Annotated in this window: 19 protein-coding genes and 1 pseudogene; 8 read left to right on the forward strand and 12 right to left on the reverse strand. The window is 62.2% G+C overall.

Annotated elements, in window-relative coordinates; genetic code table 11:
* Positions 1–217: 217 nt before the first annotated feature.
* Positions 218–550: a hypothetical protein gene (locus tag E2F48_RS11555; protein ID WP_133404081.1), complete on the reverse strand. Its 333-nt coding sequence runs from the start codon at positions 548–550 to the stop codon at positions 218–220.
* Positions 551–669: 119 nt separating this feature from the next.
* A complete protein-coding gene (locus tag E2F48_RS17345) occupies positions 670–2,538 on the reverse strand; it encodes a hypothetical protein (RefSeq protein ID WP_165968748.1) in 1,869 nt (622 codons plus the stop codon).
* 217 nt (positions 2,539–2,755) lie between these two features.
* Between E2F48_RS17345 and E2F48_RS11565 the strand changes: the two genes are divergently transcribed.
* The 3 genes from E2F48_RS11565 (at position 2,756) to E2F48_RS11575 (ending at position 7,547) form a co-directional block, all read left to right on the forward strand.
* Positions 2,756–3,193 (forward strand): hypothetical protein, encoded by a 438-nt coding sequence (locus E2F48_RS11565; protein ID WP_133404082.1) that lies wholly within the window; start codon positions 2,756–2,758, stop codon positions 3,191–3,193.
* Between the two features lie 304 nt (positions 3,194–3,497).
* Positions 3,498–4,430: a hypothetical protein gene (locus E2F48_RS11570; RefSeq protein ID WP_133404083.1), complete on the forward strand. Its 933-nt coding sequence runs from the start codon at positions 3,498–3,500 to the stop codon at positions 4,428–4,430.
* Positions 4,431–6,098: 1,668 nt separating this feature from the next.
* A complete protein-coding gene (locus tag E2F48_RS11575; RefSeq protein ID WP_246018866.1) occupies positions 6,099–7,547 on the forward strand; it encodes a hypothetical protein in 1,449 nt (482 codons plus the stop codon).
* A gap of 351 nt (positions 7,548–7,898) precedes the next feature.
* Here the strand turns inward: E2F48_RS11575 and E2F48_RS11580 are convergent, their stop codons facing one another.
* A complete protein-coding gene (locus E2F48_RS11580; RefSeq protein WP_133404084.1) occupies positions 7,899–9,143 on the reverse strand; it encodes a hypothetical protein in 1,245 nt (414 codons plus the stop codon).
* 469 nt (positions 9,144–9,612) lie between these two features.
* On the opposite strand from E2F48_RS11580, the gene E2F48_RS11585 reads away from it, so the two are divergent.
* The 3 genes from E2F48_RS11585 to E2F48_RS17350 all read left to right on the forward strand — a co-directional run bounded on the left by E2F48_RS11585 (position 9,613) and on the right by E2F48_RS17350 (position 13,238).
* Positions 9,613–11,220, forward strand: coding sequence for a cryptochrome/photolyase family protein (locus E2F48_RS11585; RefSeq protein WP_133404085.1), 1,608 nt, complete (start codon positions 9,613–9,615; stop codon positions 11,218–11,220).
* A 197-nt stretch (positions 11,221–11,417) separates the two neighbouring features.
* The gene (locus tag E2F48_RS11590) at positions 11,418–11,843 is read left to right on the forward strand and encodes a YybH family protein (protein ID WP_133404086.1); all 426 of its coding nucleotides are present in this window, start codon (positions 11,418–11,420) and stop codon (positions 11,841–11,843) included.
* A gap of 1,239 nt (positions 11,844–13,082) precedes the next feature.
* Positions 13,083–13,238 carry a hypothetical protein gene (locus tag E2F48_RS17350; RefSeq protein WP_165968749.1) on the forward strand — a complete coding sequence of 52 codons (156 nt, stop codon included), beginning with the start codon at positions 13,083–13,085 and terminating at the stop codon, positions 13,236–13,238.
* A gap of 88 nt (positions 13,239–13,326) precedes the next feature.
* Here the strand turns inward: E2F48_RS17350 and E2F48_RS11600 are convergent, their stop codons facing one another.
* From E2F48_RS11600 to E2F48_RS11610, 3 genes are all read right to left on the reverse strand, one after another.
* A complete protein-coding gene (locus tag E2F48_RS11600; RefSeq protein WP_133404087.1) occupies positions 13,327–14,079 on the reverse strand; it encodes a CatB-related O-acetyltransferase in 753 nt (250 codons plus the stop codon).
* Between the two features lie 214 nt (positions 14,080–14,293).
* The gene (locus E2F48_RS11605; RefSeq protein ID WP_133404088.1) at positions 14,294–14,884 is read right to left on the reverse strand and encodes a hypothetical protein; all 591 of its coding nucleotides are present in this window, start codon (positions 14,882–14,884) and stop codon (positions 14,294–14,296) included.
* Between the two features lie 458 nt (positions 14,885–15,342).
* Positions 15,343–15,891 carry a hypothetical protein gene (locus E2F48_RS11610; RefSeq protein WP_133404089.1) on the reverse strand — a complete coding sequence of 183 codons (549 nt, stop codon included), beginning with the start codon at positions 15,889–15,891 and terminating at the stop codon, positions 15,343–15,345.
* 565 nt (positions 15,892–16,456) lie between these two features.
* On the opposite strand from E2F48_RS11610, the gene E2F48_RS11615 reads away from it, so the two are divergent.
* Positions 16,457–16,720 carry a hypothetical protein gene (locus E2F48_RS11615; RefSeq protein WP_133404090.1) on the forward strand — a complete coding sequence of 88 codons (264 nt, stop codon included), beginning with the start codon at positions 16,457–16,459 and terminating at the stop codon, positions 16,718–16,720.
* Here E2F48_RS11615 and E2F48_RS11620 read toward each other — a convergent pair.
* The 3 genes from E2F48_RS11620 to E2F48_RS11630 form a co-directional block, all read right to left on the reverse strand.
* Positions 16,677–16,826 (reverse strand): YbhB/YbcL family Raf kinase inhibitor-like protein, encoded by a 150-nt coding sequence (locus E2F48_RS11620; RefSeq protein WP_133404166.1) that lies wholly within the window; start codon positions 16,824–16,826, stop codon positions 16,677–16,679. The genes E2F48_RS11615 and E2F48_RS11620 overlap by 44 nt on opposite strands.
* 81 nt (positions 16,827–16,907) lie before the next feature.
* Positions 16,908–17,597: a type 1 glutamine amidotransferase domain-containing protein gene (locus tag E2F48_RS11625; protein ID WP_133404091.1), complete on the reverse strand. Its 690-nt coding sequence runs from the start codon at positions 17,595–17,597 to the stop codon at positions 16,908–16,910.
* Between the two features lie 75 nt (positions 17,598–17,672).
* Entirely contained in the window at positions 17,673–18,257 is a 585-nt protein-coding gene (locus E2F48_RS11630) for a TetR/AcrR family transcriptional regulator (RefSeq protein ID WP_133404092.1), read from the reverse strand.
* Positions 18,258–18,525: 268 nt separating this feature from the next.
* Here E2F48_RS11630 and E2F48_RS17790 point away from each other — a divergent pair.
* Positions 18,526–18,738: pseudogene (locus E2F48_RS17790) on the forward strand (IS3 family transposase); the annotation flags it as partial.
* 71 nt (positions 18,739–18,809) lie between these two features.
* Here E2F48_RS17790 and E2F48_RS11640 read toward each other — a convergent pair.
* The 3 genes from E2F48_RS11640 to E2F48_RS11650 all read right to left on the reverse strand — a co-directional run.
* On the reverse strand, positions 18,810–20,660 hold the full coding sequence (locus E2F48_RS11640; RefSeq protein ID WP_165968750.1) for an FtsX-like permease family protein: 1,851 nt from the start codon (positions 20,658–20,660) through the stop codon (positions 18,810–18,812).
* Between the two features lie 4 nt (positions 20,661–20,664).
* On the reverse strand, positions 20,665–21,423 hold the full coding sequence (locus E2F48_RS11645) for an ABC transporter ATP-binding protein (RefSeq protein ID WP_133404095.1): 759 nt from the start codon (positions 21,421–21,423) through the stop codon (positions 20,665–20,667).
* A gap of 57 nt (positions 21,424–21,480) precedes the next feature.
* A partial coding sequence (locus E2F48_RS11650) for a serine hydrolase domain-containing protein (RefSeq protein ID WP_133404096.1) occupies positions 21,481–22,335 on the reverse strand: 855 nt, incomplete at its 5' end.

The following is a 22,335-nucleotide window of genomic DNA, read 5'->3' on the forward strand; positions in this document are numbered from 1 at the left end:
TGTCTTCGCCGCTGGTCTTTGCCACTGAGCTCCCCCTAAATTGCGTCCCAGTCTCGCGGGAAGCATATACGCTTGCCGGGTTAACCACGCGTTGGGGGATATCGGCGTGCGGGTCCTATGTATGCCGGGGCAACGCGTGCCGCCCATTGGTTAGCGACGGACTTGCCCAAACCGCGTCGTCGGGCCCAGTTATGTTCCCAAACTGCGTTATCAGGCCTCACTTATTTACTGTTCGACCCCACCTGCCACGGGTTCGAGGTGACTGCTCGGAGAGAGAATTAAACTCCTGCACGAGATAGTCAGCAAGCCAAGCACTGACGGGGGTATCGAAGCCATCACCCAGATTGCTGGCGATGGAGGCGTTGAGGGAGGGGCTGATCGACTCCAGGGCTCGGGCCGCCACCGCTGAGGTGCCGAGTTCGGCTATGGCGGCGTTGGGGGAGATGGGCGTCAGGGCTTGGGCCGCGGAAGCCGCGGCTCCCGCGCCTGAGAAATTAATCTGCCGAGTGGAGGGCATAATCAAAGCTTCCCGGTCCGTCGTTTGCGCCATCCGATTATTCTTCCCTAGCTGGCAGACAAAACCCGTCACTGTTGTTCGCTAGGGGAAGCGGTTTTATTGGTCGCTGTGTTGAGGTGCCTTGGAAGCGCGGTCCTGAGACGCTGTTCTGTTCAGATGCCCATGTCGTCGTGGATACCGACGGTGGCGAACGTGATCTTGCCGTCGGTGCCGCGCCAGAAGTGCAGCCGCCGGGCCGCCGCCGTGCCGACCTGCAGGGCCACCCGCCAGGCGGTGCCATGCTCGGCGTGCTCGATGAAGCCGGTACCGGCCTTGGGCCCACCGCGGAGCCTGTGCATGTCCCGGCCGGAGGAAGTGTCGGCGATGCCGGTGAGCACCTCCACCGCGACCGCGACAATCTTGGAACGGTCCACGCCCTGGATTTTCTCTACGCTGGGCAGGAAGCTCTCCGTGAAGCCGTAGTCCGCCAGAGGCATCTCCGCCTTCGAGGCGGCCGGAATGCGGGTCGCCCACTCCACGTAAACCTCGTGGCGGAACTGGTCGGCGGGGTCGGCGAACAGCGGGCCGGTGTCTGCGCCCGCCGAGATTTCCCGGGAGAGCTGACGGGCACGGGCAGCACGGGTCTGTTCGGTACGGACACTTTCGCGCAGGCGTTCGTTCTCATGGGCCAAGGCGGTGTTCTCAGCGGCCAGGGTGTCCGCATCACCGAGCGCCCGCGTAAGGTCCCCGACAAGCTCGATCCGCTCCCGGGTCAGCAGGGCAACCTGCCGCTGGGCTTGGTCCAGAGCGGCGCCGCCGGGCCCGGGGGAGGGCACCGGGCCGGCCGGCTTCTGGTTGGAAGCCGCATGACGCAACGCGGCGGTCTCGGCTTCGAGGCGGCGGTTCGTTTCGTCGAGATCGTGCAGCGTCGTCCGGATCAATTCTAGAGCGGAGGCGACGTCGGTATGCGGGGCAGCGGGGGGCGCGGACGCAGGCGGCGTCTCAACCTCATCGGCCGTGCCCGGCACGTCATCTTCAGCTGGGGCAGGTTCTTCCCCTTCCGGACCCGGTTGCGGATCCGCAGGCTCGATGAATTCAGCGGTCTCCACACGCGGCTGCGCCGCCTGAGGACTCCAGGCAATCCAGGGTTCAGCGCCGACGCAGAACGGCAGGGCCGGTGTGATTGACTCCGGTTCAGGGTCCTGTGCGGTGGAGAACTTCCAGGCCTTGCCGTCGGCGCGGCCGGAAAGTTCGACGCGGACGGCGATGACACTGCCCGGCGTCATCGGGGAGGCGTGGCGGACGACCAGGCCGGGGAACAGGGCGATGCGCTTCTCGTTGAGGACCAGGGCCGGGTGGATGGTGCCGGCGCGGGCGTGGGCGACGGCTTCGGCGACGGTATGGATGCCGGAGGTGATGGTCAGCAGCCCGTCCCGGACGGTGCCGGTGAGCTTCTGGCCCGGCGTGAACAGGCGCTCCGGCGCGATCCCCGGGGCCAGGGTGGAGGTGTCGATGCGGGCCATGCCGTCAGCCAGTTTCACCAGCGCCCCGTCCGGGGGCAGCAGCATGGAGACTTCGCACCCAACGGCGTCGGGCACCGTTGAGCGGGCCGGGGTGCTCGAGGTGGTGACCGGCGGCGCGTACGGATCCATCTTGTCGATGTCCTGGGCGAGGAGGTCGACAGCGTCGCGGGCCTCGGTATCCGAGTAAGCCAGGCGGAGCACGGAGGTTCTCTGGTTGGTGTGCCATGCGGTCCCGGTCGGGTAGGAGCGGGCGGCGCCGCCGTAGACGGACGTCTCCTCAGGCATGGCCTCATCGAACGGGTAGGCCACCGCAGGTGTGGCCAGGAGGTAGACCGTGGCCTTGTTTCCGAGACGCCTGGCGACGGCGGCCGGATCAATCCGTGGCCCCTCCCTCGTTGAGGAGATCACCACCACCGGGTGGTCCCGCTCGGGGTGGCACAGCAGTGCCGCGAGGTCGGCTGCGTCGCGGGGCGTATCGACGGTTGAGTAGGTGGCGACTGTCTCAGGTGCGGTGGTCAAGGGGTCCTCCAACGGCGGGATTTCAGCCACCATAGGCGGACAACGGAGGCCACCTCCCCAAGGTGGGCTTAGTACTGGTTGGGACGACAGCATAGCCGGAATCCGAAACGGAGCGCCGACCGAGCGATTATGGGATGGTGAACCTATCTTGACCGCCCAGGCAGCGAGGGTTGGGCGGCCGACGCCTGTTATGCGGGCTCAAGTGATTGGAGACATTGTGAGCGTAGGAAAGAACGGTGGTCCAAAGCTCGTTGGAGTCGCTCTACTAGGCTACTTTGGGTCCGTCCTTTACGACATGATGGATCGCCTGAACGGGCCAGATACACCGTCGGAGCGACGCTGCTCAATCCGGGCGGGAATAAGCAGCTGGCAGGAGACCGGGGCGCAGGTTGAAGCCGGTGACCACGAGGGCGGGGCCGACCTCCGCTGCATTCTTGGGGCGCATATGGACATCGCCCATCAGATCGACAATGTCGATGCTTCCCTTTTCGAGGGCGCTTACGTGTTGGAATACCCGCCGTTCGCGTATTTCAAGAATCCAGGCGTCAAAATGTGCGTCGCGCCGGAAGAGGTTCATGAGCTGCTGGGGTACCGCAGAAAGAACTTCGACCTTCAGGTGATGGTGATGGTGTGCGAATGGCCATTTGCCCTGTAGGGGGACGGAGGTGACTGACGGAGGACGACAATGACCGAACGCAGGGGAAACAACCCGGTCAACTAGGTCGAGGTGGTTAGGATGTTGCGTCCTAGCTGCACTTGTTCCGGCCCAGAATGATGCCAACGGCGAGGTCAACGGCACTCCAGGAACGCACTGAGACGGGCTCTTCTGTCGTATAGATGAGCAACGCGGACAATTACCGAACTTGTATCCTGCTGCACAGCGCCACCGGAACGCGGTACGAAATTCACGTCAGCGCGCCATTTCCCCCGCCCCTGAAGAGCCGGATAACCTTTTACCCATGACCAGCCGAAGGGACGATGAAGTGACCAACTATTGGTGGGCGAATCAGTCCAACAATTTCGAGCGGGTGAAAGGAACTCTATGGACCAATTTCTTCGACGCAAAGGGGGCTCGTCGAGCAGGCTCCGCCGCCCTTGGGAACACGCGTCCGGGCGACGTAGTGTTCCACTATGACGGTCAGTTCATCAGAACTGTCAGCATCATTGTCAGCGAACCCGCCGTCACCTACCGTCCACCCGGCTACCAGGACAGAGAAAGCGGGACCGAAAAAGACGACGGCTGGCTCGTCCTGGTCGAACCGCTTGCCAGCGGCTTGAGAATAGACCGGAGGAAAGACGTGTCGTTCATCGAGTGGGGTGGCACCGGTCCGCTCAACAAGCATGGAGGGTTGAAGCGGGGCATTTACCTGTCGCCGCTGTCGGAAAGCACCGCTGAGAAGCTACTAAAGCTGGCTGCCATCGATGTCACTGCAATCCCCGAGACGGACATCAACAGCTATGCAGAGCCGTTCTCAGGGGCAGACCTGACCGAGACGGACAAGCTTATGCTGGCGAAGCGAAGAGTGGAACAGCAGTACCTACGCGCCGTCCTCCTCGAGGAATCACCGTTGCGGTGTTCGATGTGCCAACGTGAAATGCCGGAGAGTCTACTCGTTGCTGGACATATCAAACCGCGGTGGGCGTGCAGTGAAGAGGAACGCAAAGACTTCGCCTCCGTAGCCATGCTGATTTGCCTGCTTGGTTGCGACAGCCTGTATGAACGAGGACTGATCGCTGTCAATGCCGATGGCGAGGTCGTCCGTTCGTCCCGGTCCGTGACGGCCGACATCGACTACTTACTGGATGGTCTCGCCGGCAACGAATGCCTCCAACACGACGACAAGTCAGCGCCCTTTTTCCGATGGCACTTGGAGAACACCTTCGTCGCATAAGCGGTGTTAGAACCAGGCTTACCCGGCAAGGCGCATCGGTGGTTGTATTGGAAGAATGCAAATCCACTGGTGGGTCTGATCGCGAGACCGCGGAGCGCGCGACTGATTTTGTACCCTCCATCCAGTACGTGAGGGTCGACGGCCCCGTATTACCTCCACGGGGAGAACGAGCGTCAGCCGCCGGGCTCTGTTCACCCGCACAGGTTTGGTCCGCCCGGTCAGGGGCAGTGCTAACCAGGGTGAATGAAGGTCCTAATTGTGCGGACCGAGTTCTTCAACTGAAGCTCAGGTCGTGCCCCGTTACCGGACGCGTTGGGTTCATTCTCCGGTCCCTCACCGCTCACCCTGCGACGGAAGTTTCAACGCTAGGACTCCCATCGGAGGCCGATGCACGATTGTCCCGCACGATGAAGACGTACGCGGAGTGCCTTCTTCCTGCGTCACCTGCTCCGTCACGGGAAGTGCCTATCGGCCATAACGGATTCGGGAGGAGTTGCTTCCTAGTCCCGAAATACTGCCGATCGGAAGAACCTCACCGATCGGCATGGCGATAATTTATCGCTTCCTTACAGCTGTTCATGCTCCCCGTGGGCCCCGGGAAGAAGAAACGGTGGCAGGGCTCGCTGCTTACGTCGAGCATTTACTGGCAGGTGACCTATACGATCCCACATATGCCTGCTCATTCTCACTTACCGACCGTCATCCAAGCCGCGAACTCACTTGCCGATGGTCTAGTTAATCCCTCTCTGCTCGTGACTCTTCACCGCGACATCGAAGGACTAGATGGGAAGGACGGGGAGCCGCTCGGCCGCTCATCAAAGCAGTACGCGCTTCGTTGGGGCATTTTCACGATGACGTATGCGGCCGTCGAAGCTTTCTTCAACGACGCGCTTTCCCTTGACCCTTCACAGACGCGGCACTTGCCGCTGAACCCGGACAGACTTAGGCAAGTTGGGCAGCAGCTCGGGGTCCAGATCTTTGCAGATGGTTGGGGCGTCCGCACGAGAACTCCGGGCGCGGCCGGGAACCGGTCGCGATGGAGGGTCTATAGCGGCACGCAGGAACTGCAGGCGTACCTGGCCGACATGAGAAAGCTCCGCAACATCCTCAGCCACGGAGGAGATCCGCGATTGGTATCGAACGACTCAGGTGCGCTTTGGCCTCTTGCCGGCGGGAAGCACTCGATGCGGCTCATGGGAGCCGAAGGCTTTATTCAGGCATGCTGCGACCTGGCGGCACAGACCGTCCTTGCCTTCGGTGGACAATCGGACGACTGTCCCCGTTGGCCTGAGCCCGGACGATCGGGGCTCTCCGCCGAGAGACCTCCTCCACTGGCGTTGCTGTCCTAAGGCGGGTAGATAGCTTCAAATTGTGGCGACACCATGGAGTTTGGGTCCAGTGTCTCAACACTGGATCTCGATCTGGCGCGACTGCCGAAGGTCTCCCTAGTGAACGAGTCGAACCCCAGGCCAACCGGCGCTGCCTGCTTCGGTAGGTTTGGGGGTGTCGTTGTATCGAGGGCGAGCCTCATTGTCGACGAAATCCGAATGTGTCCCGACCGAGCCACGCAAGTTCCACGAATAGACTCGCGGAAGCGGTGTTGACGACTTTCACCCGATATCTGTGTTCACAATCATCCGTGGAATTATAACGAGCGAGGAGCAATTCATGGCCGAAATCGAAGCCTTGACCGTGGAGGCCGAGCTTTCCGGCGAGGTGGTCGCGCGCGAAATTGCGAAGGCGGTCAGCGCTCGTCACTCGATAGCCCGCAAGTATGTCCTGAGGCTTCGCCGGAGGCGTCCTGACGCGACGCCCGCCGAGTTGATCAGGGTGCTCGAGCGTCATTACGCCACCTCGATCACCACCGCAGGTGCTGTCATTTCCGTCGGTGCGATCGCAGCCGATGTAGGCATCGCGATGATACCCGGCGTTGGTGCGGCGGCCGCGGGTGCCAAGAGTGCGGGCCAAAAGGCCGCCAAGAAGGCGGGCAGGGAGGCGGTGAAACATATGGGTAAGGAAGCCGCGAAGGTGGCGGCGAAGAATATGGCGCTCGGAACGGCGAAAACCGGTGCTCAGCGGGTCGCGGCCCTCCTCCCGGCGGGTGATGAGCAGTTGCAGTTCGAAATCACCGCGATCTTTGGACTCGCAATCGCCGACATTCACGGAATGGATCTGGATCAGGAGCAGGCTCACGCCCTTATTTACGGCTTGTCGAATGGCCGCGTCAGCCAGCAGCAAATCGCGACGATGGCTGCCGACCTCGCTGAAGTGTCTTCGAAAGGCGCCGTCGGCGTCGGGCAGAAGGTCGCCGCTAACCGCGAGGACTGGTCGCATTGGGCGGACACCCTCGCGGACACGCTTCCTTCCGGGGCGGCGCAGAGTCTAGTTAGGACCATCCAGACGGGCCAGCTCGACACGGTGCGGGAAAACTTGAACGGGAAGCAGCAGGCGGCAATCGATTATGGAGCTGGAGCCTTGGTAGGAGGCGTCGCGCGATTCGTGTTCGGCGCTGAGGTCATTGACGCTGCCCGGACCGCATTCCCTGCTGCGCCGGACGACTTTCCAGGGCATCTGGCCATTCCTGAGAAGGCCGACGCCGATGACGGCGAGGTTGAACAGAATCGTGCTCTCGCCGCCTTGGAGGACGCGGCGAAGACCGCAGGCACCTGGGTGACTGGCACTGCCACCGCAGTGGGAGGCGGAGTTGTGACAGGAGCTGCAGCAGTGGGAGCGGGCGTAGTGATTGCAGCCGACACCTCCACGCGACCATTCCGCAGGGTGGACCTTGACGGGGACGGGATTCCGGATGAACCGCAGGCGCTGACCAGGGTCAAGGGCCTCGGCGGCGCCATAGTTGGTGCGGCGGGGTCGGTGAGTTCCAGGGTGGGAAGTGCGGCCGGCGCGGTGACCCAGCCGTTCCGGAGCTTGGACACTGACGGTGACGGGATCCCGGACCAGCCGCAGGCGCGCGACAAATTCAAGGGAACGGGCGGTGCAATTGCTGGTACGGCAGGCTCAGCGGGGGAGAGCGTCGCAGGGCTGTTCAGACCCAAAAAGCGCGCCGACCACAAAGTCAGCGGGTTCAAGGATGGCGGCGCGGACACAGCCGAGAAGTAGGTCAGCTTCACAGACGTTTTTTGGCTACGAAACGTGGTGGAATTCAGGTTCAACGTCTGAAGCCTAGCTTTTTACGTGGCGAGTTGGCCCGGGGATTCTCGGGTGAGCTAAGTGACTCGTACAACGACCGGCTCCGCCTGCTTTGGCAGGTTCGGGGCCGGTCATTGTTGTATTGGGGCGAGAAACTTCGTCAATGGAAAAGCGAACGTGCGGTCTCCATACCCGACTAGAACCGATTGCCATCGAATCGACTAAATGACGCGAGGATGAATTTCACCCACCGGAGCATCGCTCATCCAAAGTGAATTTATGGCCATCGGATGCCCCTTGGGACTTCCCTGTCACGCAGGCCTATCGGGAGTAGAGGATCACCTTGGTCGCGCTGTGCCGGTACGTTGAGGTGTGGTCGGCCTTGCGGGCAATCACTTTCACCCGGATGCCTTTGCCGCGGTCGAGGGTGCTCAGCCTGTAGGTTGGGGCGGTTGCGCCGGTGATGTTGGCCCCGTTGCGCTGCCACTGGTAGCTGAGGGTGACCCCGGGCGTCCATGTGCCCGGCCGGGAGGTGAGCAGGTATCCGGCCTTCAGGGTTCCTGTGAAGGTGGGCAGGGCGGTGTTCGAGATGAGGGGGAGGGTCACCGGGCGGGTCTCCCCGCTGAGGACGGACCTGGGGGTGTAGTCCACCGGACGGTAGGTGACCTTCACCAGGATCCTGCTGCCGACGTCGGCGGCAACAAGGGTGTACCTGGCTGCGGTGGCCCCGATGATCGGTTCCCCGGCGCGGTACCACTGATAGGAGTAGGTTCCGCTCAAAGTCCAGGGCCCGTCCCCTCGCCAGATGCCGGTCGAGGCGCTCAGGACCTGCCCGCGCGCCGGTGTGCCGGTGATGACCGGCAGCGCCGTGTTGTGAACGATGTAGCGGTTCACCCTCGGGGTGAGCGCGGAGGTCGCCATGGTGGGGGTGCGCCCGGCCAGGGACCCGGTGACACGCACGGAGATCTGCCGGCTGTAGTCGTCGGCTCCGAGTTTGTAGGAGTATGTGGTGGCCCCGGGTACCGGCACCCCATTGCGCAGCCACTGGTAGGACACCGTCGTACCAGGGGTCCAGGTCCCAGGGGTGGCGCGCTGGACGTATCCCTGGGTGGCCAGCCCGTCGATCCTCGGTGCGGTGAAGTTCTCGACCGCCTCCTGGGCGGTGACCCTGGAAGTCTCGGCCGATTCCCGCAGGGTCAGGATGTAGCCCGGCGCGGTGGCGGAAACCTGAACGGTGAGGGCGTAGCCGACGGTCTGTTCATCGGGAACATAGGTGGCATTCGTCGCCCCGGGGATGGGGGTGCCGCCGTAGAACCATTGATAGGTGTACTGGGCGTCGGTCGGGGCCCATGTTCCCGGGTCGGCTGCGAGTGTCTGCCCCCGGGCTGGGGTGCCGGTGATCGTTGGCACGCCCTCGGCCATGGGCATCTCGGACTGGGCGGTGACCGGTGAGGCGAGGCCGGGGGCGGCGATGCCTGCGGAGCCTGTGGTGACTGCGGCCGCGAGGACCAGTGCAGTGGCGGCGGAGAAACTCCTAAACGCTCTCGCGGATTTCTGGTTGTTCATAGACACGGTTCCCGCGCCCCTTTCCGGGAAATGCAGTATTGAGACCGGCGATGGTGGACCCTGCGCGCTGGGCTGCGCGGAAACCACTCACATTCTGCCTACGCATTTCATGTTTGACCAGTGGGGTTTGCTGAACGTTATCTGGGTGCGGCGAGCAAGGTGGCTCGGATCACCCGGAACAGTCGGCGCCGAAAGTCAGAATAGTTCCGCCGGACGACTGATTCTTCGTTTCCGGCTCCCAGCGGTGCTCGAATGGCATTTCCAGCTGTTTTCACACTCCGTGGAGAGCGAGTAGGAAGTTGGCTACCTGAGGACCTGCCGAAGGCCCGCTCACAGGTTATTCGCCTACGGAACGTGGTCGAGTTCCGCTTCAACGTGTAGGGGAACGGCGGTTACCGGGTAGAAAGCGAGTTCCGCTTCGCCATCTGGTACCTCGGTCCTCTCAGCCCGGGCCGGCCTATGGTTAGGCATGAACTCCGGCCTGCGTGTGCGCCTCGTCCTGCCGCATCAGCTGTTCGACCAGCATCTCGAAGCCGCTGGTGACACCGTCTTCGTGCTGATCGAGCATGACCTTCTCTTCCGCCAGTACGCGTTCCATTCCCACAAGCTGGTGCTCCATCGCGCGTCGATGAACCGCTTCGCCCGCCGCTTGAGCGAGCACGGCTACGAGGTCGAAGTCCTCAGAAGCGATGCCGACAGTAGCTCCTCCGATCAGCTCGCCGGGTTCATCCGGAACCGCAACCCGGCGCAGGTGACCTGGTTCGACGTGGTCGATGACTGGCTCGAGCGGGATCTTTTCGCGGCGCTCGCCGACGGCGGATACCCGATGCGCCGGGAAGACGTGTTCGAGACACCGAACTTTTTCACCGACCGCGCGCAGATCGACCACTGGTTCTCGCAAAATGACTCCCGAATGCAGGACTTCTATGTGTGGCAACGTCGTCGACTCGGCATTCTGGTCGACGACGGGGAACCCCTCGGCGGGAGGTGGTCCTTCGATGCCGAAAACCGTAAGAAACTTCCCCGCGGTTACACCCCCCACATCGTGGGCCGTTTCGCCCGCCATCCCGTCCACCAACGCGAAGGGACCCTTGATATTGAAGCGCTGATGGGGGACGGAGCCGGTGACGGGATGCATCGTGAGGTGGACCTCGCGATCGCCTGGGTCAGTGCTGAGTTTCCGGACGCTCCGGGTGACCCCCACCTGTTCGCCTGGCCCACCAGCGGGGACGAAGCGCGTCAGCACCTGCAGGAGTTCGTCAGGGAACGACTGAACGAGTTTGGGCCCTACGAGGACGCGATCTCAACCGCGCATCCGTTCATCGCGCACGGCCTGCTGACGGCCGTGTTGAACATCGGACTGCTGGACCCGCGGGTCCTCGTAGGAGCGGTACTCGAGGGTGCAGATGCCGATACCCCACTCGCCTCCCTGGAAGGGTTCGTGCGGCAGGTGATCGGTTGGCGTGAATACATGCGGGCCACCTACCGGACCAGCGGCCGGCAGATGCGCACTTCGAACCACCTCGGGCACCAGAACGCACTCGGGGACGGGTGGTGGGATGCGAGCACCGGGCTGGCGCCCGTGGACATGGTCATCTCCCGCGTGCTTGCCACCGGGTATGCCCACCACATCGAGCGGCTGATGGTGCTCGGCAACGCGATGTCCCTGCTGCGGGTTCATCCCGACCGGGTATACGAGTGGTTCATGGAGATGTTCATCGACGCGTACGACTGGGTGATGGTTCCCAACGTCTACGCGATGAGCCAGTTCGCTGCAGGGGAGGAGATCACCACGAAACCCTATGTGTCGGGGAGCAACTATCTGCGGAAGATGTCAGATCTTCCTGCGGGGGAGTGGATGGCCGACTGGGATGGCTTGTATTGGACATTTGTCGAGGATCACCGCGCGGTCCTGAGAGCGAACCCGCGCATGCGGATGATCGTCTCCCTGCTTGAGAACATGGACCCGACCACCTTGAACGACCACCGATGCCGTGCCCGGGCGCTCCTCGATGGCGGGCACGAAACGGCACTGTTGAGCACGCCGGCGACCCAGGATAGGACTCGTGAACCGTAACCGAGCCCGCGAGAGCGACCTGGCGGAGTTTAAGTTTGGGCGTGGGAGGGGATTTCTCTTCCAAAAGTTCCCCGAAGCTCCGCATCGGATTTGAGGGTGAACGAAAGTTACTGGACGTCCTCCTGAGGCGGTGCCACCATGGCGGTAGTGTCGCGGCCGCTCGGCGGCAGGGCGCAAGAGCGGAGGTTGGGGTACCAATGTCAACTCCTGTTGATCTGATCGTGGAGCGGTACCATCATGCGCTCGATGCGGTCGTCACCGGAGATTCTGCGCCGATGAAGGAGCTGATTTCGAAGCGGGATGACGTCACTCTCGCCAATCCTCTCGGCCCGCCGGTTCGGGGCTGGAATGGCGTAGAGAGGACGATGGATCACGCGATTTCCCACTTTCACGAAGGTGAGCCGACCAGGTTCGAGCGGATTTCAGAGTTCATCGGCACCGAATTGGCATACATCGTGGAGCTGGAACGGACGCGGGTGAAGATCGGCGGATCCGACGAGCTGTCACCGATAGCCCTGAGGGTAACCACGATCTTCCTTCTGGAAGACGGTGACTGGAAGGTTCTCCACCGCCACGCCGATCCCATAACGACCCCCAGATCGATTGACTCCATCATCCAGTAGCCGAGCACGAGAACCAGCCACAACGCAGCAGCCGCACGTCAGGGGTCTGAGTGGGTGCTGCGGTCCGGTCACATCAAAAGTAAGGGTTAGCCTCGAGCGCCCCTGCAAGCAGAGGTTTATCGGCTACTGAACGTGGTTGAGTTCCGCTTCAACGTGTAGGGAAACGGCATAAGGCCTAGTCAGGGGGTCAGAACGTCACGCCAGTCCGCACTGAGCCCGCAGGAATCGCCAACGCTTCCGCCATCATGGCCCCGGCTGCGGAGCGAGTGCGGTCCTCTGCGGTAGGCCAGAGGTGCGAGTAGGTATTGAGGGTTGTGGTCGCTTTCGCATGGCCCAGTGCCCCCTGTACGGTGACGACATCACACCCCGAGGCAATAAGTCCAGAGGCGTAGAAGTGCCGCGGGTCGACCATCAACGTCATCGTTGATGGGTGCCGGTTCCTGCCGCTCACGGTTGGAGGGACCACCTACCCGGCGCCGAACCCGGTGGGTAGCCACGCTTCCATCGAGGGCCGCTACTACCGCAACATCACCGTCTCAAACTGCCTGATCCAGGACGCTGTATCGGACACGACAAGCAGTTACTTCGGGATCCTTCACTTCGTCGCCGCGGACGGGGTTTCCGTGGTGAACAACCGGTTCATCTCCACCACCAACCAGCCGGCCACAGGGATCATGTTCTACCGCACCCACCTTGGGCGGGCCCTGGCCGACGTGGCGAACACGGCATCGAACATCACCTATGCGGTGCCGCTGGTGCCGCGAAATATCAGGGTGAGTGGGAACCACTTCGAGGGATACACTTCCGCGAACACCTCGCCCAACCTGATCTACGTATCCGGGGATTCAACCACTGGGGTAAGGCGTCCGCGGTGGAAATTTCAAACAATAGGTTTGTTCAGTGCACGTCAGACCCGACTGCCAGCGCCGGAGCAAACCCCATCTACGCCGCATACACAACCGGACTTACCGTCACGGGGAACACTGCCAAGACTGTCCGGCGGTTGCTTTTCGGGGTTGCTGTGGACCGGGCCGTGATCCCAGGGAACACTGTAGAGGGCTGCTACCACCAAATCATTTCCCTCAGCGTCGGCTCGTTTGACAGCATCATCAGCGCCAATGTGATCCGAGATTATGACGGATACGCGATCCGCCTGTTACTTCCTGCGCCGCCGTATCGATCACGGGAAACACGCTGCGCGGTATGCGCGGAACATCCTCTACGAACACACCGATTGCGGTGGATTCCTGCACTTGGGTCAAGGCATCGAGCAACTCATTGATCCAAGACCAGACACGGCCGGTGGGCATCCTCTACTCCGGTACCTCAACGGGCGGGATGATCGACGGCAACCTCATCGCAGGATTCACCACCCCGATAGTGCAGCCGGCATAGCGTAGGCGTCGAGAATCGGCGCGGCCACCGTGCAACACTCAACCGCAGGACAGATCATGCGCGGCGGAGCACTCACCGCCATCATCGTTTAGGCGGCAAGATCCGCGGCGAGTTCCGCCCCAGTCCACGTACTGGGGCGGAACGGGGCCAACTCCGATTTCATACGGCCGAACTGCTTCACGAACAGGTCCGGGTCGGTCAGGTCGAGGTGTGAGAAGTCCGTAGGCTCATAGTCCCACCACCGCAGATCCTGCAATTCCGCAGCCAAATCCGGGCGGAAGCGGGGCTGCAGGGGCTTGGCTGGGACGCCCGCCACGATGGTGTACGGGGCGACGTCTTTGGTCACAATAGCTCCCGCAGCGATTACCGCGCCGTCCCCAATGGAGACGCCCTTGTTGATGGTCACGTCCTGGGCGATCCACACGTCATTGCCGATGACAGGCAGGGGCTTTTGAAACCCCTTGATCGACCTCGAGGTCAGACCTCCGGGGTTGTCCTCCAAATAGGCGGACAGGAGCGCACCACCTCTCTCATAGGTGACGTTCGAGGTAGTGACCCACTCGTAAGGGTGACGCGTCCACGGGATGTCCAGGCCCTTGCCGATGGAGCAGTAACGGCCCACCTTCAAACCCGGGGGAAGCCAGGACATGCTGTAGCTGAATGAGCCCATAGTGCACAGCGCGTGCCCGCCGTAGAAGCCCGCGTACTGCTCGATCACATCAGTGGAGTCCACCGTCAATTGCTTCGCAACGATCGGCCCTCCGCGCAGCGTCATGAAGATCCGTGCATCGAGCAGCCGCTTCTGCAGGACGGGCGTTACGGGCATGATTATGCGCGCCATCTATTGTTCCCCAACCTGTGATCATTCGTTCGTTTGAGACCGCCCTATCGTAGCGGCAGCAGAGTTGCGCCCCACCCTTCACCGAGTGGGGGCTTTTTCTTCCTTGGGCGAGGCTCGCCCACGGTTGCGGTGAAGCGCGACGGCACACTTGGCTCGACTTGACACGCCGACCCCAACACCCACGGGTCGGGGCAGGACGGGGGCTGACTCAGCTCTACGAACCTTGTGGATACGTCCATTCCCAAGAATCTTCGAGGACAAGGACCCCTTCAGGTGTTTCGACATCGAGAACTATTTTGCCGACTGCTTTCTCACCCGGACCGATAAGGCTTGGCAACAGTTCTGACTGTGGGAAGCAGGAGTATGCTGCACCGGTTCCAAGGATGACATTAGAGGTGGTCCCGTTGGCTGCTATCGCTTTCCAGCCGCCGGTGTAGAACTCAGGGTTGATGTCCTCAGCTAGCTTTGGCGATGTTTCCACTGCCATCTCTAGAACCACGAAATGCCCGTTCTCCGGCGCGGTGGCAAACTCGGCCGTGCAAGGAACGTCAACGGAGATTGAGTTAACCACGAAGTCGACAAGCTGTTCGCCGGCTTCATTCGCTCGGCCGCCTCCTTGCCCCACAACCTTCACTAGGTTGCCCCGGGTGGACCGCTCGGGCTCGTCAGATCCGGTCTCACTCGGAGTTGCGGTAGCGGAAGGTTTAGCCGGTTCAACCGACGGAGCAGTAGCTGACGTTTCATTCGTTGAGCATCCGGACAAGAACAGTGCCGTTACCCCCAACACTGCAACAATTTTCTTCATGTGATTCCCTTAACGAACGAGTGGCTCGAACTCGCGACGGCCGCGACAACAAGATCTTAGTAGCAGTGCGCCTCACCGATTTGCATCCGCAGCTGTAGCCAGCCGCAAAAGGCACCTCTAAGGTGGCAGCGGTGTGACTGCGTTCCTCCACACCCACCCCTCGCGTTCTGTCTGAATGGCGGGCTCGAGGAAGCGGATCTTTACGGCTTTGCTGTTCCAGGCAATAGCGTGTGCTTGGATCCGGACAGCCTTGGTGGGGTACCGAACCCAAACGTAGACGCGGCGTGGCTTGTCGAAATGTGAGCGGGGTCATTGGGCAGGTCCACCTCGACCGCGGTAAGCAACATGGGCTCCTCACGCAGAACACACCCCTCAAGCCACTTGTCGACGGAGGCGGCCCCGTACCGCTTGTTCTGCCCCACAGCACGCCACACCTCATCCCGGTCCTTGCCTCCGGTTCAAAGTAGAACACAGGTTCGATTATTTTGACCGTTTGGCGAGGTCCGCAACGAGAGTCCGGACCAGCTTCTTGGCGCTTGCCACCGTCTCGGGGTGGGGGTCTCCTGCCAAACGGGTACGTAGAAGAACAGGCCGTTTGCAAACCTGACCGCAGTCGAGTGACCCTGATGGGCGGGGTCGTCCGGGGCATATAACCGAAGCTCCTGCAGACTGCTTCTACTCGCGACCTGCAACCCTTCGGGCTTGTTGGGGCGGAAGAACCCCGAATCGAACAAGCAGAGCGACTTGGTGAACACGATGATCTCGAATGACATATGCAGTTCGCTGTGGGGCGTATCCCAGGGCAGACTCTTGCACGTGTCATCCGGCAAATCGTGAGTGTAGGCAACCCCTCCATCGATGTAGACGGGATCCTCGGGTTCCAGGAACGGGGAGAGTCGAAGCGCCGCCGCCGCCCGCATACCTAGACGCTCTTTGATGATGGTTTCCCTCCAGCCTTCGCTGGTGCGGTCGAGGGTCCGGAGGAGTGCGTCCGTCGTGGCGCTCATACGAACACGCTAGCCATGTGCTCGGGGGGAAATAGGGCCCCCGCATCAGCGACGCCGCATGGGGCCCTTCCGCCACCTGCAGTCCGCAAGAAGTCCGCAAGGGTTCGACTTCCACCACTTCTCCCCAACCATCAGAAGCCCGGAATCTAGCGGAATCCAACGCCCTGCAACTCCCCACCTATATATAGGGGACGTTCCGCTTCAACGTGTAGTTCCTGATCTCCCTGAGACCTTTTGCAATCGCCGCTAAGAACACGTGTTCCTGGCGGCGATGCGCTCTTGCGACTGCCCTAGTCGCGATGATGCCGCCAGCATTTCGCAGCATGGCAGGCGTCGGCGGTTCTGTATGAGGCTGATTTTTGGACTGAAGAAGCTAACGGACTTGTCTTCATCTGCCGGTGAGTGACTTCTTGGTTGTGACCCCAGTGTACGACGGTGTCAGCGCAGCCACGGGGCGCCATCCAGCCCTGTCGCAGCCGACGCTACCGGCGTAGGCTTCGGCTGTGCCGGCTCTGTCCGCGGGATCCGTCCGCCCGGCCGGCAGTCGCCTACAAAGGAGTCCGCCATGACTGTTCTGGTACAAAATTTTGTGCCCGGCCTGACCCGGGAACAGTATGACGGCATCGCCACCGTTCTCAGGGACAAACTTATCGCGGCCCCCGGTTTCAACGCCCACTACGCCTATGAGAGCGAAGGCGGAATGACCGTTGTGGAGGTTTGGGAGGCGGCCACGCAGCACGACGCTTGGTTCGACAACAATGTCAGGCCAAACCTGCCGGTGGCGGTCACCCAGGAGAAGCACGAACTGGCGAACAAGATGACAGCCTAGCTGCCATGTCGGTGGCGTGTACCACCACATGGTAGTGATGGGTTCCGTGGCCGTTCGGCGGCGAGGCCCCCGGGTAACCGGTAAAACCGGCGTCTGCCTGCTGTATCTCGAGAAGCGGCTCTGTCCGCCCGGCACCCGGGAGGGTACCGGGCGTGTGCGCAAAATCGGGAAATCTCCCTGTTACCGCTTAGGCGGTTGGGGTGTTCAGCCTGGCAAGCAGGATGTCCGAGGCTGCCGCCGACGACTGCGGATTCTGACCGGTGATTAGCAGGCCGTCCTCGACGACGTACGATTCCCAGTCACCAAGCTTGGAGAAGTCACCGCCCAGCTTGATCAGCTTGTCTTCGACCAAGAAGGGCACGACATCGGTCAACTGCACGGCGTCTGCTTCGGAGTTGGTGAAGCCGGTGACCTTCAGGCCGTTTATCAGCGGTGAGCCGTCTCCATTGCGGACGTGGCGCAGCACGCCGGGGGCGTGGCAGACCAGCGCGACCGGCTTTCCGGAGCGGTAGGTTGCCTCGATCAGCGCGATCGAGTCCCGATCCTCGGCCAGGTCCCAGAGCGGGCCGTGTCCACCGGGGTAGAAAACGGCGTCGAAGTCATCGACGGAGACCGAGTCCAGCCGCACGGTGTTGGCCAGGGCCTGCTGTGCCGCGGGATCACTGTCAAAGCGGCGTGTCTCGTCGGTCTGGAAATCCGGCTCGTTGCTCTTCGGATCCAGGGGCGGCTGGCCGCCCGCGGGAGAGGCGAGGGTGATGTCCGTTCCTGCTTCGATGAAGCGGCAGTAGGGGGCGGCGAGCTCTTCGAACCAGAAACCGGTCCTCTTACCGGTGTCGCCGAGCTGATCGTGGGATGTGAGCACCATAAGAATCTTCACGACAATCTGCTACCAGTAGACCGGTCTGTTTTAGGAGCTAAATGTCTCGCGCCGCCGGTGGGGCACGAGAATTTGCTATCGGTTGAGTATCTGAGCCGTAAGGGTCAGTGCATTGTCCATTGGTGCGGGCGTCCGCTGGATCTTTGCCATCACGCTGGCTCCGAGCCACAGGTCGTACAACGTCTGCGCCACAACCGGGACGGGGTCCGTGATCGTCACGGACCCGTCATCAAGGCCGGCCTGGATGATTTTCTCCAGGCGCCCCGTAATCGCGCCCGTACCGCTCTTAAGCGCGAGGCGGAGAGGCTCGGAAAGGTCGGCGACCTCGGCACCCAGCTTCACGGCCAGGCACTTTCCCTGGCAGTCTTCGAAGCTTTGAGTGACCCGCCAAAATTCCCAGTACTGCATCAACCGTTCGGCGGCTGAGAACCCCGGCCGGCCGAAAATCTCATCAATCTCGGCCAGATAGTCGATGAAATACTCGTCCAGCATGGCCTCGCCGAAGGCTTCCTTCGAGTCGAAGTAGTGGTAGAACGAGCCCTTGGGCACACCGGCGACTGCGAGAATCTCCGTGAGGCCAACAGCAGCCCAGCCTTTATGGGCAATGGTGCGCTGCCCGGCGTTCAGGAGGCTCCTGCGGGTGTCTGTTTTCGTGTGCATGCCTCAACTCTACCAACGAACAGACCAGTCGTCTGGTACCTATTAAACCAGTCGTCTACCTCTCACCGGTCATGGACCTCTTCGACCGGCAGATCATCTCCTGCGCGGTAAGGTTGTCTCCGAATCTGGAACTGACCACCAGCGCACTACGCGATGGCCTGACAACCCTTGAGCCGGGCAGCAGCCGCTCGTGCATTCGGATCAGGGTTTCCAATACCAGCACGTCTCCTGGCGGCGTCTGCTCCAGAGTGCCGACGCAACCCAATCGATGTCACGCAAGGCCGACTACTACGACAACGCCGTCATGAAAAACTTCTTCGGGCACCTCAAAGAAGAACTCTTCCAGCGCGTCCGGTCTCTCAGCACCGACGCACTCACCACAGCACTGCACGAATACATCCGCTGGTACAACACCGAGAGGATCTCCATAAAGCTAAAGGGCCTGAGCCCGGTGCAACACCGTGCTCAGACCCTTATCGCCTCGCCTCTTACTAAACCAGTCCAACTTTCGGGGACCAGTCCCGTAGGCCAGGGGCTTTCGTTTCAGAACAGTTACGATCGGGCCCGGCCTCGAGTGCCCAGCATCGCCGGGGCGACCATTCCAACCGTGGCGATCAGCATGACTGACCCAGCCAGAGCTCCGTATACCGGCCAGTCGATCGCCACGGAAAAGACGCCGAGCATGCCATAGGCCATGCCTCCGAGTGCTGGAATCACCGAAAGAGTGCCGATCACCAAGGCCGTTGCCATGACGAACACCGATTCGATCAGGATCATCGCGGTCATTTGAGTTCGGGTCGTGCCGATTCGGCGCAGGAGGGCGAACTCCGGTTTACGCGAGCTGGTGAGCATCACGAGAGTGTTTGCCGCGGCAGTCGCGATGAAGAAGATGAGCACGAAGAGCAGGATCGCCCCTAACTGCTGCTGCGTTGCCGCACCTGCCTGGCTCTCTTGCACGAAGTCATCGACAGAGACTGTCTGCACCCCGAGGGAGGTCAGATCCGCCGACCCCAGCGCGAGCAACTGGTCAGCGACTGCCGGCTTATTAGGCGCCGGCAGCGAGGACTCGTTGATGATGTAGTCGCCGAATCCGAGGCCTCGGTCATAAACGGCCACGATCGTCGGGGAGATCCCGGTGCCTCCATCGAAGCGCAGCTCCATGGTGTCGCCGACACTTTTGCCGGTGCCGAAGACGCTGTCGGCGCTGACGGCGATCGTGCCGGGGTCAGTGAGATCATCCAGCGAGCCGGCCGTTTCATCGGCATCTATCAGTCCCGAAGTGCTGCCGGTCACCGCGCGCAGGCCGGTCTGCTCCCACGAGAGAGCTTCAAGTTCGGTGTCGCTGTCGATCTTCACCTCCGCGGGAACCATCGAGCTGGCAACCACCGCGTCGATACCCGGAGTGGATGCGACGGCGGCTGCCTGCTCGGCTGTCACGCCGCCGGGGGAGGTGATGATGACATCCGATTCCAGACCGGCACGCAACTGCAGGCCGGTGGCTTCCACCGTTGTGCCGTTCGCCCCTGTCTGCACTGTGCCAAGCGCCAGGAGCAGGGCAAGCGGGATGATTGCTGTCGTGAGTCGGCGCGAGAAGCCACGGGAATTCACAAGCGCGAGCATGGCCGCCGCGTTACTCGACGAGCGTGTGGCGCGCGCTGCCCGTCGGGCGATTGCACCGACGATTACCGGGCCGGCCAGCGCGGCGGCGCCGAGGAGCAGGAATGCCGAGGTAAATCCGGCTGCGCTGCCCACCGTGCCCGACACGACCAACGGTGTACCGGCAACGGCGATCCCGATCGCCAGAAGAGTGATTGCCGTAATCCGCCGTGCCGGCGAAATCCCGGATGACTCAGCCGAACCACCGCGAACGGCCTCGGTCGGGCTGACCTTTGTTATCTTGCGGGCCGCGAGCCGGCCTGCAAGCAGCGCGGCCGGGAACAGCAGGACCAGCGCGCCGATCACGGGAAGCGGCGAGATCACCAGATCGAACCCGGCAGGCACCACGCCCCCGGAGACCAGTGCCGGCATGAGCAGTTGCCCAGCAAACAGTCCTGGGATGGCCCCGAGCGGCGCCGCGAACGCGAACACGATGACGACCTCGGCTGTCACCATCGAGCGCACCTGCCGCGGGGTTGCTCCAACGGCGCGGAGCAGGGCAAACTGCGCGTTCCGCTGCCGCAATGCCGAGGCAAAGGTGGAGGCTACAACGAGTTCGACCACGAGGATCGCCGTGCCGGCGAATGAGGCGGCCACGGCCATAAGCAAAGGCGCGTCGCCGCGCAGGCCGCTCTCCATGAGCACACCATTAGCTGTCAACAGCGCGGCGGCCGAGACCACAATCAGGATGCTGCCGACGAGGCTTGAGCGGTAGGCGCGTACCGCTGAGCGGGCGAAAGACCACACGGGGCTATCGTCCCAACTCGACGAGGCGGGCGGCGATCTGACTCGAGGTCGGCGCCACCAGCTTGTCGGCGAATCGTCCGTCTGCCAGGAAGAGCACTTCATCCGCGGTGGCGGCCACATGCGGGTCGTGGGTGACCAGAACCAGCGTCTGCGTGAACCGCTTGGCGGCACCGCGCAGCACTTCGAGCACCTGATCGCCCGTGCGGCGGTCCAGGGCACCGGTCGGCTCATCGGCGAAGACGACGGTGGGCCGGGTGATCAGTGCGCGGGCGATGGCGACCCGCTGTGCCTGGCCTCCGGATAACTCGCTCGGCAACCGCTCGGTCATGCCGGTCAGCCCGACGGAATCGACGAGGGTCTGCTGCCATTGCTTGTCGGGTCGTCGGCCGTCGAGCAGCATCGGCAGCTGGATATTCTCGCCGACGGTCAGGTGGCCAATGAGGTTATACGACTGGAACACGAAGCCGACATGGCGCCGGCGGAAATGAGTGACGGCGTCCAGGGAGAGCCCGGTGATGTCGGTCTCGCCGATGAACACCTGGCCGCTGGTTGGCGCATCGAGGCCTGCGGCAAGGTTGAGGAACGTCGACTTGCCCGATCCGGATGGGCCCATAATCGCGATGAACGCACCCGGCGCGATGTCGAGTGAGATCTCTTGAAGGGCAGTGATCTGCTCCGGGCCGTTCGGATAAGTCTTACTGAGTTGAAGGAGGCGCACGGCGGTATCGACCGACGGCGGGCTTATAAACGTGCTCGGGGTCATGAGTTGAGCTTTCTGTTTGGGGGAGGGAAACGGGCTGTGGGTGTTGTGGGTGTCGGGTCAGGGTGTGCTGAGGGCTTCGTCGAGGGCGTCGGTGGTTAAGCGGTAGAGAGCGATGAGTTCCTCCTGGGGGCCTTCGAAGATTTCTTCCTGGGGGCCGTCGTAGATGGCGTATGGCAGTGCTGTGACGGTGATGGTGACGGCGGTGCCGTCCTCTGCGACTGCGTTGCGGGTCTGGTAGCCGGGGATGTCGCCGTTGTGGCCCCAGGCTGTGCCGGCGCTCAGTTCGCTGCTTTCGATCCCCAGCCCGTACGTGTTTCCGGGGATGATTTTGTCGCCGGTGGGGATGCCGATGAGCATCTGATCCAGTTCGGCCGGTTCCAGGAGTTCGCCGTCGAGGACGGCTTTCATGAAGGTGTTGAGCTCAGCCGGTGTGGATACCATGGCTCCTGCTCCCGCGGCCCAGGAAGTGTCGTACTCGGTGAGGTCGCGTAGTTCGCCGTCGGTGTCGATGTGGTAGCCACGGGGATGCTCTCCTTGTATCCCTTTGGCGCCCGGTTCTGGCAGGTAGGTGTGTTTCAGGTCCAGGGGTGTGATGATCCGATCGTGGATCTGTTCGGCCAGGGGCCGTTGGGTGACGCGTTCGATGATCAGGCCCAGAGCGATGTAGTTGGTGTTGGTGTATTGATGGCGTTCCCCTGCGGGGAAGTCCGCGGGCTGTCCGAGCGCGAGGTCGAGCACGTCCCGGGGTGAGCGGTAGATGTCGCGGTCGGCGAACGCTTCTTTGGCGACGAGGTCGGTGTACTCGGGCAGGCCGCTGGTGTGTTGGAGCAGCTGCCGGACGGTGATGGCCTTCGGGTCGATTCCCTCTCCCTTGATGAGGCCGGGGAGGTAGGTGTCGACGCTTCGGTCCAG

It is taken from the genome of Arthrobacter crusticola (assembly GCF_004357995.1).
Taxonomy (GTDB): domain Bacteria; phylum Actinomycetota; class Actinomycetes; order Actinomycetales; family Micrococcaceae; genus Arthrobacter_D; species Arthrobacter_D crusticola.

Excerpts from the sequence above, each read along its gene's own strand:
- E2F48_RS11555 (WP_133404081.1), bottom strand. The coding sequence starts at position 550 with ATGGCGCAAACGACGGACCGGGAAGCTTTGATTATGCCCTCCACTCGG.
- E2F48_RS11570 (WP_133404083.1), top strand. The coding sequence starts at position 3,498 with ATGACCAGCCGAAGGGACGATGAAGTGACCAACTATTGGTGGGCGAAT.
- E2F48_RS11575 (WP_246018866.1), top strand. The coding sequence starts at position 6,099 with ATGGCCGAAATCGAAGCCTTGACCGTGGAGGCCGAGCTTTCCGGCGAG.
- E2F48_RS11580 (WP_133404084.1), bottom strand. The coding sequence starts at position 9,143 with ATGAACAACCAGAAATCCGCGAGAGCGTTTAGGAGTTTCTCCGCCGCC.
- E2F48_RS11585 (WP_133404085.1), top strand. The coding sequence starts at position 9,613 with ATGAACTCCGGCCTGCGTGTGCGCCTCGTCCTGCCGCATCAGCTGTTC.
- E2F48_RS11590 (WP_133404086.1), top strand. The coding sequence starts at position 11,418 with ATGTCAACTCCTGTTGATCTGATCGTGGAGCGGTACCATCATGCGCTC.
- E2F48_RS11600 (WP_133404087.1), bottom strand. The coding sequence starts at position 14,079 with ATGGCGCGCATAATCATGCCCGTAACGCCCGTCCTGCAGAAGCGGCTG.
- E2F48_RS11605 (WP_133404088.1), bottom strand. The coding sequence starts at position 14,884 with ATGAAGAAAATTGTTGCAGTGTTGGGGGTAACGGCACTGTTCTTGTCC.
- E2F48_RS11610 (WP_133404089.1), bottom strand. The coding sequence starts at position 15,891 with ATGAGCGCCACGACGGACGCACTCCTCCGGACCCTCGACCGCACCAGC.
- E2F48_RS11615 (WP_133404090.1), top strand. The coding sequence starts at position 16,457 with ATGACTGTTCTGGTACAAAATTTTGTGCCCGGCCTGACCCGGGAACAG.
- E2F48_RS11630 (WP_133404092.1), bottom strand. The coding sequence starts at position 18,257 with ATGCACACGAAAACAGACACCCGCAGGAGCCTCCTGAACGCCGGGCAG.
- E2F48_RS11645 (WP_133404095.1), bottom strand. The coding sequence starts at position 21,423 with ATGACCCCGAGCACGTTTATAAGCCCGCCGTCGGTCGATACCGCCGTG.